Source organism: Nonomuraea mesophila, assembly GCF_004352805.1.
In the GTDB taxonomy this organism is placed as follows: Bacteria; Actinomycetota; Actinomycetes; order Streptosporangiales; family Streptosporangiaceae; genus Nonomuraea; species Nonomuraea longispora.
The window spans coordinates 1-15,492 of record NZ_SMLD01000118.1 but is presented as its reverse complement, the minus strand read 5'-3'; the positions used below and the strand labels follow the sequence as shown (position 1 = coordinate 15,492).

General features: G+C 72.9%; 14 protein-coding genes. 8 read left to right on the top strand and 6 right to left on the bottom strand.

The features are described from left to right. Positions 1-15: 15 nt before the first annotated feature. The 3 genes from E1295_RS33390 to E1295_RS33380 are packed head-to-tail and all read left to right on the top strand — an operon-like array spanning position 16 to position 3,637. Entirely contained in the window at positions 16-1,335 is a 1,320-nt protein-coding gene (locus tag E1295_RS33390) for an MFS transporter (protein WP_166427523.1), read from the top strand. Continuing rightward, entirely contained in the window at positions 1,332-2,864 is a 1,533-nt protein-coding gene (locus E1295_RS33385; protein ID WP_132636722.1) for a sulfatase family protein, read from the top strand. Before E1295_RS33390 ends, E1295_RS33385 begins: the two co-directional genes overlap by 4 nt. 23 nt (positions 2,865-2,887) lie before the next feature. Then, the gene (locus tag E1295_RS33380; RefSeq protein WP_246080649.1) at positions 2,888-3,637 is read left to right on the top strand and encodes a GntR family transcriptional regulator; all 750 of its coding nucleotides are present in this window, start codon (positions 2,888-2,890) and stop codon (positions 3,635-3,637) included. 38 nt (positions 3,638-3,675) lie between these two features. Here E1295_RS33380 and E1295_RS33375 read toward each other — a convergent pair whose 3' ends face one another. Together E1295_RS33375 and E1295_RS33370 are read right to left on the bottom strand one after the other, a co-directional pair. After that, on the bottom strand, positions 3,676-4,458 hold the full coding sequence (locus tag E1295_RS33375; protein WP_246080643.1) for a cupin domain-containing protein: 783 nt from the start codon (positions 4,456-4,458) through the stop codon (positions 3,676-3,678). Further along, a complete protein-coding gene (locus tag E1295_RS33370) occupies positions 4,455-5,483 on the bottom strand; it encodes a LacI family DNA-binding transcriptional regulator (RefSeq protein WP_246080641.1) in 1,029 nt (342 codons plus the stop codon). Before E1295_RS33370 ends, E1295_RS33375 begins: the two co-directional genes overlap by 4 nt. A gap of 315 nt (positions 5,484-5,798) precedes the next feature. Between E1295_RS33370 and E1295_RS33365 the strand changes: the two genes are divergently transcribed. From E1295_RS33365 to E1295_RS33350, 4 genes are read left to right on the top strand one after another with little or no spacing between them, the layout of a single operon-like run. Then, entirely contained in the window at positions 5,799-8,108 is a 2,310-nt protein-coding gene (locus E1295_RS33365) for a beta-xylosidase/alpha-l-arabinosidase (RefSeq protein ID WP_132636718.1), read from the top strand. After that, positions 8,105-9,193 (top strand): Gfo/Idh/MocA family protein, encoded by a 1,089-nt coding sequence (locus E1295_RS33360; protein WP_132636716.1) that lies wholly within the window; start codon positions 8,105-8,107, stop codon positions 9,191-9,193. Before E1295_RS33365 ends, E1295_RS33360 begins: the two co-directional genes overlap by 4 nt. After that, the gene (locus E1295_RS33355) at positions 9,193-10,119 is read left to right on the top strand and encodes a DUF6807 domain-containing protein (RefSeq protein ID WP_132636714.1); all 927 of its coding nucleotides are present in this window, start codon (positions 9,193-9,195) and stop codon (positions 10,117-10,119) included. The genes E1295_RS33360 and E1295_RS33355 overlap by 1 nt, the downstream gene beginning before the upstream one ends. A gap of 14 nt (positions 10,120-10,133) precedes the next feature. Beyond that, on the top strand, positions 10,134-12,164 hold the full coding sequence (locus E1295_RS33350; RefSeq protein ID WP_246080639.1) for a beta-galactosidase: 2,031 nt from the start codon (positions 10,134-10,136) through the stop codon (positions 12,162-12,164). Positions 12,165-12,246: 82 nt separating this feature from the next. On the opposite strand, the gene E1295_RS33345 is transcribed toward E1295_RS33350, so the two are convergent. Together E1295_RS33345 and E1295_RS33340 are read right to left on the bottom strand one after the other, a co-directional pair. Then, on the bottom strand, positions 12,247-12,822 hold the full coding sequence (locus tag E1295_RS33345) for a hypothetical protein (protein ID WP_132636712.1): 576 nt from the start codon (positions 12,820-12,822) through the stop codon (positions 12,247-12,249). 39 nt (positions 12,823-12,861) lie between these two features. Next, positions 12,862-13,527 (bottom strand): class I SAM-dependent methyltransferase, encoded by a 666-nt coding sequence (locus E1295_RS33340; RefSeq protein WP_132636710.1) that lies wholly within the window; start codon positions 13,525-13,527, stop codon positions 12,862-12,864. A 119-nt stretch (positions 13,528-13,646) separates the two neighbouring features. On the opposite strand from E1295_RS33340, the gene E1295_RS33335 reads away from it, so the two are divergent. Beyond that, positions 13,647-14,102, top strand: a complete 456-nt coding sequence (locus E1295_RS33335) for an NUDIX hydrolase (RefSeq protein ID WP_132636746.1) — start codon at positions 13,647-13,649, stop codon at positions 14,100-14,102. Between the two features lie 62 nt (positions 14,103-14,164). Here the strand turns inward: E1295_RS33335 and E1295_RS33330 are convergent, their stop codons facing one another. Both E1295_RS33330 and E1295_RS33325 read right to left on the bottom strand, forming a co-directional pair. Then, positions 14,165-14,575: a VOC family protein gene (locus E1295_RS33330; protein ID WP_132636708.1), complete on the bottom strand. Its 411-nt coding sequence runs from the start codon at positions 14,573-14,575 to the stop codon at positions 14,165-14,167. A gap of 101 nt (positions 14,576-14,676) precedes the next feature. Further along, positions 14,677-14,910, bottom strand: a complete 234-nt coding sequence (locus tag E1295_RS33325; RefSeq protein ID WP_132636706.1) for a hypothetical protein — start codon at positions 14,908-14,910, stop codon at positions 14,677-14,679. Between the last annotated feature and the right edge of the window lie 582 nt (positions 14,911-15,492).

Genomic DNA, 15,492 nt, shown 5'->3' with positions numbered 1-15,492 from the left:
ATCGGGAGCACCGCCGTGACAGACGTCCCGTCGACCGGCCACCCCACCGAAACCGCCGCCGCCCGCACCGTGCCGCGGAAGCTCACCGCGGCCACGATCGTCGGCAACACCATCGAGTTCTACGACTTCACCATCTACGGCACGCTCACCGCGCTGGTCTTCGGCCGGCTCTTCTTCCCCACGTCCGACCCGCTCGCGGGAACGCTGCTCGCCTTCGGCACGTTCGCGGTCGGATTCGTCTCGCGGCCCCTGGGCGGCGTACTCTTCGGGCACCTCGGCGACCGGCTGGGCCGCAAGCCGACGCTCACGTGGAGCCTCGGCGTGATGGGGACGGCCACGTTCCTCATGGGTCTGCTGCCGACGTATGCCGACATCGGGGTCTGGGCGCCCATCATGCTCACGTTCCTGCGGTTCTGCCAAGGGCTCGGCATCGGGGGGGAATGGGGCGGCGCCGTCAGCCTCATGGTCGAGAGCGCGCCCCCGTCCAGGCGCGGCTGGTACGGCAGCCTCGTCCAGACCGGCAGCGGCTTCGGCATCATCCTGTCCAGCCTCACCCTGACCACGCTGCTGGCCACGCTCGGCACCGGCGAGCTGCTGGCCTGGGGCTGGCGCATCCCGTTCCTGGTCAGTGTGGTGTTGGTCGGCGTGGGCCTCGTGGTGCGCATGCAGATCCAGGAGTCGCCCGAGTTCCGCGAGGTCAAGGCCGGGGAGCGGGTCGAACGGGCGCCGGTGTGGCAGACCGTGCGGCAGCACCCGCGCACGATCGCGCTGGCGATCGGCCTGTACGTCGCCATCGCCGCCTTCGGCTTCGTCATCGGCGTGTTCGTGATCTCGTACACCGTCCAGGAGCTGGGCCTGTCGCGCGAGCTGGCGGTCACCGCCAACCTGGTCAACGGCGTCTTCTACGTGGTCGGCATCCTGGTGGCGGGCGCGCTGTCCGACCGGATCGGCAGGCGCAGGACGTACCTGCTGTGCGGGCTGCTGCTGATCCCCGCCCCGTTCCTCTACTTCGCGCTGCTCGACACCCGGTCGATCCCGCTGGTCCTGGCGGGCAGCGTGTTCGTCGGGCTGGTCAGCGGCCTGCCCTACGGCGTGCAGGCCGCGCTGTTCTGCGAGCTGTTCCCCGCCAGGCTCCGCTACAGCGGGATCTCGCTCGGCTTCCAGGTCGCGACCGTGCTGGGCGGGGCGCTCGCGCCGACCGTGGCCTCGCTGCTGTTCGCGGCGGCGCGGCACAGCTGGGCCATCTCGGCCTACATCGCGGGCCTCGCCGTGCTCATGGTCCTCTGCACGCTGGCCGTACGGCCGTACTCGGAGACGAAAGGCACCACCGCATGACGAACCGGCCCGACATCGTGCTCGTCATGGTCGACCAGCTGGCCGCGCGCTGGCTGGAACAGGCCTGGCAGGGTGTGGTCGACCTGCCGAATCTGCGGGCGCTGGCCGAGGGCGGCGTACGGTTCCCCAACGCGTTCACGCCCAACCCCGTCTGCGCCCCGGCCCGCGCCACCGTCGCCACCGGGCTGACCAGCCAGGGGCACGGGGTGAGCGAGTGCGGCTACGACCTCGACCCGGCCCTGCCCACGTTCATGCGCACGCTCCAGCGGGGCGGGTGGCGTACGGGCGCGTTCGGCAAGCTGCACCTGCGGACGCAGATCGGCGGCGTACGCCCCGACTACCGGCCCTACGGCTTCGACGTCACCCACATCACCGAGGACCCCCGCGCGGGCGAATGGCTGGACTGGGTACGCGAACACCACCCCGGGCACTACCGCGCTGCGCTGTCCACCGTCTGGATGACGATGGTTCCCGAACTGCGCGCGTACGGGCCCGAGCGGCGCGACCTGGTGGCGGAGATCGAGGCCGCGCGGCGGGAGTTCCCCGACTCCACCGAGGAGGCGTACACGCTGCCGTTCCCCGCCGAGGTCTCCCAGACCAGCTGGATCACCGAGCGCGCGTGCGACTTCATCCGCGGCACCGAGGCGGGCCGGCCGCTGTTCGCGCACGTCAGCTACGTGCAGCCGCACAATCCCTTCGCGCCGCCCGCCGAGTACCTGCGGCACGTACGCGCCGAGCGCGTCCCCCGTCCGCTGCCCGCGGAGTGGCGCTCCGGCGGGCCCGCCTACTTCGACCGGGAGCAGTACCGGCAGGCCTCCTACGACACCGACGACTGGGAGAGCCACCGGCTGCACTACTTCGCCGACCTGGCGCACCTCGACGAGCAGCTCGGGCGGCTGGTGGACTGCCTGCGCGAGACGGGGCGGCTGCCGGGCGCGTACGTCATCTTCACCTCGGACCACGGCGAGCTGCTGCACGACCACGGGCTGGTCGGCAAGTGGGAGCGCCACTACGACGCCTGCATCCGTGTCCCGCTCATCGTCTCGGGCCCGCAGCTGCGCCCCGGGACGCGGCCGGAACTGGTGGAGCTGACCGACCTCGCGCCCACCATCCTCGACCTGGCCGGCCTCGAACCCGACCCGCTGCCCCGCCCCGAGCTGGGCAACCCGCACGTCCCGCGGCGGCTGCCGGCCCTGCCGGGCAGCTCGCTGCTGCCGCTGTGCCAGGGCCTGGACCTCGACTGGCGCACGGCGGTCTACGTGCAGAGCAACAACAACCACTGGGAGGCCTCGCCCCGGAGCTGGTCGCGTACGGTTCGCACCGCCCGCCACCGCTACACCCGCTATTTCGGCGGGGGCGGCGAGCAACTGTTCGACCTGGAGGCGGACCCGGACGAGCAGCACGACCTCGCCGCCGACCCGGCCGCCGAGCCGGTGCTTCGGCGCCTGCGCGAGGAGTTGCTGGAGCTCGTCGTGCTCGACGGATATCCGAACAGCCCGCGCGGGCTTTACGGCATCGGAACGTGGTGAGGCGGCTCTACAGTTGTACGGTGATGAAACCGCCCAAGCGAGCCGCCATGGCCGCGCAGGCGATCCGTGAGCTCATCGCGGCGGAGTTCGAGCTGGGCGACCAGTTGCCCTCCGAGGCCGAGCTGGCCCGCAGGCTGGCCGTGAGCCGGGTCACCGTCCGCGAGGCCCTCGGCCAGCTCTGGCTCGAAGGCCTCATCTCCCGCCGCTGGGGTGTGGGCACGTTCGTCCGGCAGCGGCCGGGCCCGGCCGCGGGGCCGTTCACGAACGTCTTCGTCGACCTGCACGACATCGGCTCGCTGCCGCACCGGATCGCCGCCACGGGCCGCACGCCGTCACTCCCCCACGCCCGCGCCGAGCAGGTGCCCGCTCCGCCGGAGGCCGCCGCCGCGCTCGGCGTGCCGGAGGGTGAGCGGATCTGGCGGGTGGAGCGCTGCCTCGCGATCGACGGCACGCCCGCGATCGTGCTGCACGACCATGTCCCGCTCAGGGTCAACGGCGTCCCGTTCGACCCGGCGCCGGTGACCGGGCTGGGGGGCGACTTCCCCACGCTCGTGCACGCCACCGGCACCCGCATCGTCAGAGACGAAGCCCGGCTGGAGGCGGCGCTGGCGGGCGAGGGCGTGGCGAAGCTGCTCGGCGTCGACGCCGGCACCCCGGTGCTCACCACGCGGCAGACCAGCCACGCCGACACCGGCACGGTCGTGTTGGCGACCCGCTGCTACTACCGGCAGGAGGTCTTCTCGATCCTCCTGGTGCGCACAGTCCCCTACTGATCCGGGCCTTACTGACCCGGGCCTTGCTGACCCGGGCCTTACTGACCCGGCCCTTGCTGGTCCGGCTCGACGGGGTCGAGCACGTCGTGGGTGCGCAGACGTCCGCACATGCCCCACCGGCTCTGCGCGCTCTGCGGCGACTCCAGGAGCTCCGACTCGCGCAGGTGCGCGCCGTCGCCGCGGGCCAGGGCGTCGAGCACCGCGGCGGTCTGGCGGGTCTGCTCGGCGACCGTGCGCTCGAAGGTCTCGCGCCAGGCCGCGACCCTGGGCCGCACCAGCGCGACCGCGTGGTCGTAGAAACGGTGCAGCGGGCCGAGGTCGCCGGCGGCGGCGCTGCCGGCCAGGGCGCGGAAACCCTGGACGGCCAGCTCGCGCCGGCGCATCGCGGCCGCCTCCATCGCCTCCTCCCCCGCACTGCCGGGCCCCTCACCGTCGGGCCTCTCACCGTCGGGCAGGCTCGCCGCGGCGCGGTAGCGTCCGGGGTCGGCCATGATCTCGGGCGGGAACGTCATGACCGCGTCGCCCGCCTCCGGCAGGCCCGCGTTCGCCATCACGACCACGACCTGCAGGCCCCCGCGGTTGACCGCCCGGTGGATCGTGCCGGGGGTGAACCACACGGTCGATCCGGCCGCCAGCTCCGTCTCCCTGAAGCCGTGCGTGTCGAGCGTCTGCAGCGCTCCGTGCCCGCCGATCACGACGTAGCCCTCGGTGGAGGCGGTGTGCAGGTGCGGGGTGCCGCCCTCCAGGCCGTCGGCGCACGCGCCGGTGTAGACCGACAGCCGGGTGACGGACGTGCCGCCGGGGAACACCGCGGGCATCATGCGCTCCGCTCGCCGAAGGACGTGGTGCTGCCCCGGACGACGAGCGTGGTGGCCAGCTCGATGCGGGTGCCCGCCGGGCCCCGGGGATGGGTCAGCTCCTCGGCGACGAGCCGGACCGCCTCGTTGGCCATGTCGTCGAGCGGCTGGCGGACGGTGGTGAGCGGCGGCGAGAGCATCTCGCACACCATCGAGTCGTCGAATCCGACGACCGACACCTCGTCGGGCACGCGGACGCCGCACTCGGTGGCCGCCTGGTAGACGCCCGCGGCCTGCAGGTCGTTGGCCGCGAAGATGGCGCTGGGCGGATCGTCGCGGCCGAGCAGGCGCGCGCCGTGGTCCTTGCCGCCGCTGACCATGAAGTTGCCGTAGGAGGTCAGCTCGGGATCGGGGTCGATGCCGAACGTGCGGTGCGCGGCCAGATAGCCCTCGTAGCGGTCGAGCGTGCACTGCGCGTCGAGCGGGCCGCCGATGAAGCCGATCCGGGTGTGCCCGAGCTCCAGCAGGTGGGTGGTGGCCATGACGCCGCCCAGCCAGTTGGTGGCGCCGACGGTCGAGATGCGCGGGTCGCGCTGGCCCGCGGGGTCGAGCAGCACGAGGGGCACGTGCAGCAGTTCCTCGATCGCCTCGATCTCCCGCTGGTCGGCCCGGGTCAGCACCAGCACGATGCCGTCGGTGCCGCGTTTGCGGACCGTGCCGATCCAGCGCCGCAGGTCGAAGTCGGGACGCGCGGAGGAGGTCACGACGAGGGAGAAGCCCCAGCGGGCCGCCGCCTGCTCCGCGCCCCTGATGAGTACCTCGGCCCACGGCGAGCCGAGCCCGTCGATGAGCAGGTCGATTAGGCCGACCCGGGGCGAGCTGGGCGGGCGGGGGGCCTCGTAGCCGAACACCCTGACCGCTTCGAGGACCTTGTCCCTGGTGGCGGCGGAGACGTGCTTCTTGCCGCTGAGGACCTTGGAGACGGTCGGCACCGACACTCCGGCGGCCGCCGCGACGTCGGCCAGCGTTGCTCGCGGCGCTCGGGGCACAGGACCTCCCGTTGCCGTGGGTGCCGGCGTCCGGCCGGCACCTGCGAGGTGGATTTTCGGAAAATTCCCACATCCGTCATGCCGCCAGCTGACCTGGTGATATCAGCGAACCGTCGCCGGCTCGTGAGGCTGTTGACATGGATGCAGTCCGGAGCTTAGCGTAACGCATCGGCAATGTCACCGTAATTTTTCGGAAAGCTATCCGGAAACTTTCCGATCGTCCATGGCGCGTTCCCGGCGGCACGCCGTGATCGGACAGAACACCTGTTAGCGCTATCATCCGTTGGAGATCGTCCATGCCACGAACGAGGGTGTATGCCTGCACAAGGTGAGCAGCCGGAGGCCGCGGCGCTCCGGGCCGGAAGCCTGCCGGCGGAGATGTCACTCGACGAGAAACTCGCCCAGCTCGTCGGCCTGTGGCGCAACGTCAACCGCGAAGAGGGCGTCGTCGCTCCGCTGCAGGACGCGATGCAGGGCGACGAGGAGGAGTTCGAGGCGTTCGCCCGCCACGGCCTCGGCCACGTCACCCGCCACTTCGGCACCACGCCCGTCGACCCCGCGCAGGCCAGCGCCGAGCTGGCCGACCGGCAGCGCTGGCTGCGCGACCACACCCGGCTGGGCATTCCCGCCATCGCGCACGAGGAGTGCCTGACCGGGCTGGCGGCCTGGCGGGCCACGACCTACCCCGCGCCCCCCGCGTGGGGCGCGGCCTTCGACCCCGCCCTCGTGGAGGACATGGGCCGCAGGATCGGGGCCTCCATGCGGGCGCTCGGCGTGCACCAGGGCCTCGCCCCGGTGCTCGACGTGATCCGCGACCAGCGGTGGGGCCGGGTCGAGGAGTGCATCTCCGAGGACCCGTACGAGGTCGCCACCATCGGCGCCGCGTACGTGCGCGGCCTGCAGTCCACGGGCGTGATCGCCACGCTCAAGCACTTCGTCGGATACTCCAACTCCCGCGCGGGCCGCAACCTCGCCCCCGTGCACGCCGGCCCCCGCGAGGTGGCCGACACGTTGCTGTTCCCCTTCGAGGTCGCCGTGCGGGACGCGCGGGCGGGCTCGGTCATGAACTCCTACTCCGAGATCGACGGCATCCCGATCGCCGCCGACGCCCACTACCTCACCCGGATCCTGCGCGACGAGTGGGGCTTCGAGGGCACGGTGGTGGCCGACTACTTCGCCGTGGCCTTCCTGCACACGCTGCACGCCGTGGCCTCCGACGCCGAGGACGCGGCCGTGCAGGCGCTCAGCGCGGGCATCGACGTCGAGCTGCCCACCGGGGTGGCCTACCTGGAACCGCTGAAGCGGGCCGTGACCTCCGGCCGGATCCCGGAGTCGCTGGTCGACCGGGCGCTGCGCAGGGTGCTGACGCAGAAGGCGGCGCTCGGCCTGCTCGACGACGACTACGAGCCGGCCGGGTCGGGCCCGATCGACCTCGACGACCCCGGTTCCCGCGCCGTGGCGCGGCGCCTGGCCGAGGAGTCGATCGTGCTGCTCAGCAACGACGGTGTGCTGCCGCTCGGCCGGGCCGAGGGCAGGCGCGTCGCGGTTCTCGGCCCGAACGCCGGCAGCGTCACGGCTCTGTTCGGCTGCTACTCCTTCGTCAACCACGTGCTGCCGCACTCCCCCGGCGTGGAGACCGGCATCGCGGCGCCCACGGTGCTCGACGCGCTGCGGGAGGAGCTGCCGGAGGCCGTGATCCGGGTCGAGCAGGGCACGGGGGTGGACGACGGCGATCGCTCGGGGATCGCCGCCGCCGCCCGCCTGGCCGCCGGCTCGGACGTCGCGATCCTCGTGCTCGGGGACCGGTCGGGGCTGTTCGGCAGGGGCACCTCCGGCGAGGGCTGCGACGTGGAGACGCTCGACCTGCCCGGCGCGCAGCAGGAGCTGGCCGACGCGGTCATCGCCACGGGCACGCCGGTCGTGGTCGTGCTGATGACGGGCCGCGCGTACGCGGTGCCGCGGCTCCTCGGGGACGCCGCCGCCGTCGTGCAGGCGTACTTCCCCGGCGAGGAAGGGGCCGGCGCCATCGCCCGCGTGCTCAGCGGCGCGGTGAACCCCTCGGGCCGGCTGCCGATGAGCATGCCGCGCTCGACCGCCGGCCAGCCCTACAGCTACCTGCACCCCAAGCTGGGCGCGGCCGGCTCGGTCAGCACCATCGACCCGGCTCCGGCGCTGGCCTTCGGGCACGGGCTCAGCTACACCCGCTTCGCCTACGAGGGCCTGACGGCCGACACGGAGGTGCGGGCCGGGGAGCCGATCCGGTGCTCCGTCGTCGTGCGCAACGCGGGCGACCGGCCCGGCGCCGAGGTCGTCCAACTGTACGCCTCCGACCGGATCGCCTCGGTCACCCGGCCGCTCGCCCAGCTCGTCGGCTACGCCAGGGTCGAGCTGGAGCCCGGCGAGAGCGCGACGGTGGGCTTCGACGTGCCCGCGCGGCTGCTGGCGTTCACCGGCAGGGACGGGCGGCGCGTCGTCGAGCCGGGCGAGGTGGGCGTGTCGGTGCGCCGGTCGGCCGCCGACGTGGTGGACGAGGTGAACGTGCTGCTGACCGGGCCCGTGCACGAGATCACGGGGGACGAACGGCGGATCGGCGCCGTGTCGGTCGAGAAGGGACAGCCGTCATGAGGGTCGCGATCGTCGGCACCGGCGGCATCGCCGGCATTCACGCCGCCGCCGTCCCGGCGCTGGGCGAAGGGGCGCGGATCGTCGCCGCCGTGGACGTCGACGCCGGCCGGCTGGACGCGTTCGCCGCCGAATGGGACGTGCCCGAGCGGTACACGAGCGTCGAGGACCTGCTCGAACGGTCGGAGTGCGACGTCGTGCACCTGTGCTCGCCTCCCGGCCTGCACCGTGACCAGGCCGTGGCGGTGCTGGAGCGGGGCTGGTCGGTGTTGTGCGAGAAGCCGCCGGCGCTGTCGCTGCGGGAGTTCGACGAGATCGCCGCGGCCGAGGCCCGCAGCGCCGGCTCGTTCGGCACCGTCTCGCAGCACCGGTTCGGCGCCCGCGCGGTCGCGCTGCGCGCGGCCCTCGCCCGCGGCGACTTCGGGCCGCTGCACCTGGCGCTCTGCAACACGCTGTGGTTCCGTCCCGACTCCTACTTCGCGGTGCCGTGGCGCGGCACCTGGGAGTCGGAGGGCGGCGGGCCCACCATGGGGCACGGCATCCACCAGATGGACCTCATGCTGTCCCTGGCCGGCCCGTGGGAGTCCGTACGCGCCACGGCGGGCCGCAAGGCCCGGCCGACCCTGACGGAGGACTTCTCGACCGCGGTGGTGAGCCTCGCCTCGGGAGCCACCCTGGTGATCGTCAACAGCCTGCTGTCCGCCCGCGAGACCAGCTACCTGCGCCTCGACCTGGCCGGCGGCACCGTCGAGCTGGAACACCTGTACGGCTACGGCGACGACTCCTGGCGTTTCACCCCGGCCCCCGGCGACACGGACGCCGGGTCCCGCTGGAACGCGCTGCCGCCCGGCGTGCCGTCCGGCCACTCGGCCCAGTTCGCGGCGGTCGCCGAGGCGCTGCGCTCCGGGGCGCCGATGCCGGTGACGACGGCGCAGGCCCGCCCGACCCTCGAGCTCATCGCCGCCGTCTACGCCTCCGCCTTCACCGGCCGGGAGGTGGCGCGCGGCGAGCTGACCGAGGACTCGCCGTTCTACACCTCCCTGGGCGGACATCGGGCCCCGTGGCTCGCGACCGAAGGGACCCCCTGATGACCGAACCTGTGGACGGGCTGCGGCTCACCGACGAGCGCGGGCGCGCGCTCACGCTCATGAGCGGCGGCGTCGAGTTGTTCCGTTACGTGTACGGCCCGTGGGACCGGCAGCTGGAGTCGCCCCGCCCCTACTTCCACCCGCTGCGCACGCTGTCCGGCCGGCTGGTGTCGCTCTACCGGCCGTGGGACCACGTCTGGCACAAGGGCATCGCGTGGTCGCTGCCGAACGTGGGCAGCCAGAACTTCTGGGGCGGCGTCACGTACTACCGCGACCGCGGCTACGTGCAGGCGGACAACAACGGCTCCATCGTGCACAACGGCTTCGAGTCGATCAGCAACGGCGAGGACCGGATGTCCGTGCGGGAGTCGCTGACCTGGGTGGCGAGCACCGGCGAGCCGTGGTTCACCGAGCGGCGCTCCTTCGGCGCGCTGATCGGCCGGGACGGGTGGACGCTGGCCTACGCCACCGAGTTCACCAACGTCTCCGGCGCCACCGTCCCGATCGGCAGCCCCACCACCGAGGGGCGGCCCAACGCCGGGTACGGCGGGCTGTTCTGGCGGGGGCCGCGCTCGTTCAGCAACGGGCGCGTCTACATGGACGGGCGCTCCGGCGGCGACGAGATGATGGGCGAGCGCGGCACGTGGCTGGCCTACTCCGGTGACCACGACGAGATGGACGCGAGCTCGACGCTGGTGTTCGTCGACGACGGACCCGCTGATGAGGAGCCGGTCCAGTGGTTCGTCCGCACGGGGATCTTCGCGTGCGTCTGCCCCGCGCCGTTCTTCGACGTCGTACGGCCGGTCGAGCCGGGCGCGTCGCTGTCCTTCCGCTACGCGGTCACCGTCGCCGACGGCGACACCGGCGCGGACGGCGCGGCCCGCCTCGCCGCGGACACCGCCGGCGTCACCTCACGGCTCCTCTGATCGGAGATCCTGACATGACCCGCATGGATGCGTTCCGCGACCGCGTCGGCGGCCTCGCCTTCGGCGGCGACTACAACCCCGAGCAGTGGGAGCCCTCCGTGTGGCGGGAGGACGTCCGCCTGATGCGCGAGGCCGGGGTCAACACCGTCAGCCTGGGCGTCTTCGCGTGGGCGTCGCTGGAGCCCGAGCCGGGGACGTACACGTTCGGCTGGCTGGACGACGTCATGGACCTGCTGCACGAGCACGGCATCAGCGTCAACCTGGCCACGCCGACGGCCGCGCCGCCCGTCTGGCTCACGCACCTGCACCCCGAGGTGTTTCCCATCATGGCCGACGGGGAGCCGTTCGGCTTCGGCAACCGCCTGCACTACGACCCGTCGTCGCCGATCTACCGCGAGTACGCCGCCCGCATCACGACCAGGCTGGCCGAGCGGTACTCCTTCCATCCCGCGCTGGCGATGTGGCACATCAGCAACGAGTACGGCCCGACGGCCTACAACGAGGCCGCCTCGGCCGGCTTCCGCCGGTGGCTGCGGCGCAGGTACGGCGATCTGGACACGCTGAACGACGCGTGGACCACCCGCTTCTGGGGCCAGGTCTACACCGACTGGGAGCAGATCGAGGTGCCGAGCATCCCCCGCACCTGGATGAACCCGGCCCGCAAGCTCGACTTCAAGCGCTTCACCTCCGACGCGCTGCTGGAGTGTTATCTCGCCGAGCGGGACATCGTGCGCTCGTTCCGCGATGACGTGCCGGTGATGACCAACTTCATGCGTTTCTTCCGGCACGCCGACTACTGGCGGTGGGCGCCGGAGGAGGACGCGGTCGCGCTCGACATCTACCCCGACCCGGCCGAGGACGACTCGCACGTCTCGGCGGCCTTCAACTACGACCTGTTCCGCTCGCTCAAGGGCGGTCAGCCGTGGATGCTGATGGAGCAGGCGAGCAGCGCGGTCTGCCAGTGGAGGCTCAACGTCGTCAAGGAGCCGGGACGGATGCGGCTGGGCTCGCTGCAGGCGGTGTCGCGGGCGTCCGACTCGGTGATGTTCTTCCAGTGGCGGGCCGGCCGGGGCGGGCACGAGCGGTTCCACTCGGCGATGGTGCCGCACTCGGGCCCCGGCTCGCGCACGTTCAAGGAGATCGCCGGGCTCGGCCGGGAGCTGCGGCTGCTGGCGCCCGTGGCGGGGACGACCTCCCGCGCGCAGATCGCGGTGCTGTTCGACTGGGACGGCTGGTGGGGGCTCGAGGAGACGCACGGCCTGCCCCGGAGCGACTTCAGCTACACCGGCACGGTCATGCGGCACTACACGCCGCTGTGGGAGCGGCACCACGCGGTGGACGTGGTGGCGGCGGGGTCGTCGCCGGACGGGTACGACGGGTACAAGGTGCTGGTGGTGCCCAACGCGTACCTGATCGGCGATGAGGGCGCGGAGCGCATCCGGGCGTTCGCCCGCGACGGCGGCACGGTCGTCATGTCCTTCTTCTCCGGGGTGGTCGACGACTGCAACCGGGTGCGGCCCGACGGCTACCCCGGCGCGTTCCGCGAGCTGATCGGCGCCAGGATCGACGAGTACTGGCCGGCGCGCCCGCACGAGAGCTTCACCGTGGAGTTCACCGACGGGCGGCGGGCGACGTCGACCTGGTGGCGCGACGACCTCCACCTGGAGAGCGGCACGGCGCTGGCCACCTACGCCGACGGGCTGCTCGAAGGGCGGGCCGCGGTGGTCGAGAACCGCTACGGCGCGGGGCGGGTCGTCTACGTCGCGACGCTGCTGGAGCAGGCCGCCCTCGACGCGGTGGTGCTGGAGGCCGTCGAGTCGGCGGGCGTGCGGTCGCGGTTCGAGGGGGTGCCGGCGCACGTGGAGTGCTCGGTGCGGGGTGACGAGGCGTACGAGTACGTGTTCCTGCTCAACCACAGCGGAGAGCTGGGCGCGTCCGTCCCGCTCGAAGGGCCGGGGACGGATCTGCTCACGGGGACGCCGGTGCCGGGGCGGGTGGAGCTGGGGCCGCTGGGCGCGGCGGTGGTGCAGCGGCCGTTGCGTTAGCGGCCCGGCCACGTCGCAGCACCCCGCTGCTGTAGCGGCCCGGCCACGTCGCAGCGGGCGCTGCGGTAGCGGCCCGGCCACGTCACCTCGCGCGCCGGCGCAGCCAGAAGACGGCGCCCACCGCCGGCGCGAGCGCCGCCGTCACGGCGGCCACGACCGCGGGCGTACGGCCGGGGGCGGGCTCGGCCCGCACCGGGACCGGCGTGCCCAGCGCGGCCAGCAGCTCGGGCGTGAGCGGCTGCATGCCCACGGTCCGGTCGGACAACCGCAGCGCCCGCTCGCCGGGCGGGAGGCGCAGGTTGCCCGAGCACAACGTCGTGCTCAGCCCGGAGCGGCCGGAGCCGGCGAAGATCAGGTACCGTCGGCCCTCCTCGAACCTGTATCCGCACGCCGTTGACTGCGCGTGGGTGGTGACGCGCAGCTCGGCCTCGGGCTCGCCCTTGTAGACGTGGTCGGGGCGGAGTGTGGCGGTGACCTCGCCGGCGTCGAACAGCGGTTCGTCGACGTCCGTGACCGTGCCGGAGAAGACGGCCGCCACCTCGCCGAGGCTCGTCCGGGGTGTGCGCATCGCGCACGAGCAGGCCGCCGCCGCAGCCGGGGCGGCGGTCACGGGCACCAACGTCATGACCAGGAAGAGCATGGCGAATATACGAGACATCACGCCCATCCCAACGTGGCGCGGGCCCGATCGGTTCGATCACGATCCCGTCGCCCGGCGAGCCCTCACCGACAACGTCATGGGCACGGGCGCGCGGCCCTCGCCGAACCGGTCGAGCGTGAGGCCGGCGTCCAGGAATCCGTGCAGCAGCCCGGGCAGCGGCCAGTGGCTCGCCCCCACCTTGTCACGCAGCCCCTCGTTCGTCCACGACGCCTTGGTCCAGTGCCGGTCGAGGTAGCCGGGACGGATCACCACGGCCTCCTGGCCGCTCCAGTCGGCGAACGCGCCGACGAAACACGGATGCACCCCCACGTGCACGAGCACGCCGCCCGGCCGCAGCACCCTGGCGATCTCCCGCAGAACGCCCATATATCCAGGCATGTCGGTGTGGGCCATGACCGAGACCACCGCCGGCAGAACTCCGTCGCGGAACGGCAGCCGCCCCGCGTCCGCGCGAACGACCGGCAGCCGCGAGCGCGCGTACCGCAACATGCCCGCCGACAGGTCCGCGCCCACCGGCGTCCACCCGAGCTCCCCGACCAGCCCCGCGTACGCGCCCGTGCCGCACCCCACCTCCAGGCACGCCCCGCTCCCGCGCCCGAGCAACCCGCGGATCGAACGCCGGATGCCCAGCCGGTCGTCCGTGTCCCGGGGCAGGAACTCCCGCTCGTACCAGCCGGCGATCTCGTCGTACGCAGCGTCCATGACCCCATTGAGCCCCGGTCCGCCCTTCCCTGCGACCCCCTTTCGCCGACGGCGTCACGGACTGGGCGCCCGAAATGCGGTCGTGATCCCCGTACGGCGCGTGATATCCCTGACCCGTGATGATCACCAGGGAACTGCGCGTGTCCGCGTACGCCATCTGCGTGGAGGACGGACGGATCCTCCTCGCCCGCTGGGTCGGCCCGGCGGGCGAGCGGCTCTGGACGTTGCCGGGCGGCGGCCTCGACCACGGCGAGGACCCGGTCGACGCCGCGATCCGCGAGGTGGAGGAGGAGACCGGCTACACCGTGGCCATCGACACCCTGCTCGGCATCAGCACCCTGCACCGTCCCTACCCTCGGGGCACCGAAGGCCAGGCCGACTTCCACGGTGTGCGCGTCATGTACGAAGGACACATCACCGGCGGCGCGCTGCGCCACGAGATCGGGGGCAGCACCGACCGGGCGGCGTGGATCCCCCTGGCGGAGGTCTCCGGTCTTGAGCGGTCCGAGGTCGTGGACGCCGGCCTCGCCCTCCACCGCGACCGGCCGCCGCACGGCAGGGTCGCCGGGCCCTGACCTCGCGCTCCCCCATCACCGTGGCCCCTGACGAGGGGCGAGAACGCGGCGGCCGCGATCGCTCAGCGCAGTTCCTGCACGCGGACCATGTTGCCGGCCGGGTCTCGGAAGGCACAGTCGCGCACCCCGAACGGCTGCTCCATCGGCTCCTGCATGACCTCCGCGCCCCGGGACTCCGCCCGCGCGAAAAGAGCGTCGAGGTCGTCGGTGGCCAGCAGGATGCCGGCGTAGGTGCCCTTGGCCATCATCTCGGAGATGGTGGTGCGCTCGGCATCGGTGATCCCGGGGTCGGCCGCGGGTGGCTGCAGGACGATGGACATGTCGGGCCGGCCGGCGGGGCCGACCGTGATCCAGCGCATCCCGTCGTAGCCGACGTCGTCGCGCACCTCGAAACCGAGGACGTCGCGGTAGAAGGCCAGGGACGCCTCCGGATCCTGGTGCGGCAGGAAACTGGCGTGAATGGTGACGTTCATGCACGTCACCCTAGGCATGACCGAAGGCGCACGCTTCTCGATTCCTGATCGTCGCCCCCGGCGACCGCCCCGCCTTCCCACCGGACGACCCTCGCGACCGGTCAGGGCGCCTGCGACAGCACGAAGTCCACGTAACCGCCGGGCACGGGTGTACCGCCCGCCACCATCCAGCGCACGCGCCCGGCCCCGGTCAGCGCCAGGGTCGTGCCGTCCGAGTCGAGCAGGTTGCCGGCGGAGAAGTCGCCGTGCGACATGACCACGGGCAGCCGGGCCAGCTCTTCGAGAAGTTCGTCCCGCCGCCGCCACAACCGCTCGATGCGGGGATACCGGTGCACCCTCCGGGACCGCGAGCCGCTGCGCGAGCTGGTGACCGGCCAGCCACGGCACGTCGGGAATCGCCGTGGCCGCCTGCCACGCGCCGAGCCCGCGGGCCGCCACGCGCGGTGAAGCGGGCACGCCGGTGACGTCTTCGAGGTACACCACGTCGTCCACGACGCCGTAGCAGCGCGGCGCGGCCGGCCCTGGATCGCGCGGCAGCAGGCCGCTCGCGTACGCCAGCGGCTCGCGCCGCCAGTACGCCCAGTGCCGCGGATCTCCGGCGTAGGGGGCGTACCGCCCGGTACGCAACGGGCGGGCCCGGGCCCCCTTCCTGATCACCCGGAACGACACCTCCCGCCCCGCGCCGGTCCTGCCCACCGAGGAGCCGGACCCCGTCGTCCCGGCATCATGCTCCGGGAGGAACGCAGTCACGGAGAGCCGACCGCGCCGGTCACCGCGCCGGTGCCGCTGCCGATCGGCTCGCCGTGGCAGCCGGTCACCGTGCCATCCATACGCCCCAGCACGGCCGCCAGCACCGTGGCGGGCAGCCCGGCACCGCCCTCGGCCCGCTCGTCACCCACCCTGACCCTCGTCATACT

What these genes read in the sequence shown, in the direction of transcription:
- E1295_RS33385 (WP_132636722.1), top strand. Translation starts at nt 1,332, where the DNA reads ATGACGAACCGGCCCGACATCGTGCTCGTCATGGTCGACCAGCTGGCC.
- E1295_RS33380 (WP_246080649.1), top strand. Translation starts at nt 2,888, where the DNA reads ATGAAACCGCCCAAGCGAGCCGCCATGGCCGCGCAGGCGATCCGTGAG.
- E1295_RS33375 (WP_246080643.1), bottom strand. Translation starts at nt 4,458, where the DNA reads ATGATGCCCGCGGTGTTCCCCGGCGGCACGTCCGTCACCCGGCTGTCG.
- E1295_RS33365 (WP_132636718.1), top strand. Translation starts at nt 5,799, where the DNA reads ATGCCTGCACAAGGTGAGCAGCCGGAGGCCGCGGCGCTCCGGGCCGGA.
- E1295_RS33360 (WP_132636716.1), top strand. Translation starts at nt 8,105, where the DNA reads ATGAGGGTCGCGATCGTCGGCACCGGCGGCATCGCCGGCATTCACGCC.
- E1295_RS33355 (WP_132636714.1), top strand. Translation starts at nt 9,193, where the DNA reads ATGACCGAACCTGTGGACGGGCTGCGGCTCACCGACGAGCGCGGGCGC.
- E1295_RS33350 (WP_246080639.1), top strand. Translation starts at nt 10,134, where the DNA reads ATGACCCGCATGGATGCGTTCCGCGACCGCGTCGGCGGCCTCGCCTTC.
- E1295_RS33345 (WP_132636712.1), bottom strand. Translation starts at nt 12,822, where the DNA reads ATGTCTCGTATATTCGCCATGCTCTTCCTGGTCATGACGTTGGTGCCC.
- E1295_RS33340 (WP_132636710.1), bottom strand. Translation starts at nt 13,527, where the DNA reads ATGGACGCTGCGTACGACGAGATCGCCGGCTGGTACGAGCGGGAGTTC.
- E1295_RS33335 (WP_132636746.1), top strand. Translation starts at nt 13,647, where the DNA reads ATGATCACCAGGGAACTGCGCGTGTCCGCGTACGCCATCTGCGTGGAG.
- E1295_RS33330 (WP_132636708.1), bottom strand. Translation starts at nt 14,575, where the DNA reads ATGAACGTCACCATTCACGCCAGTTTCCTGCCGCACCAGGATCCGGAG.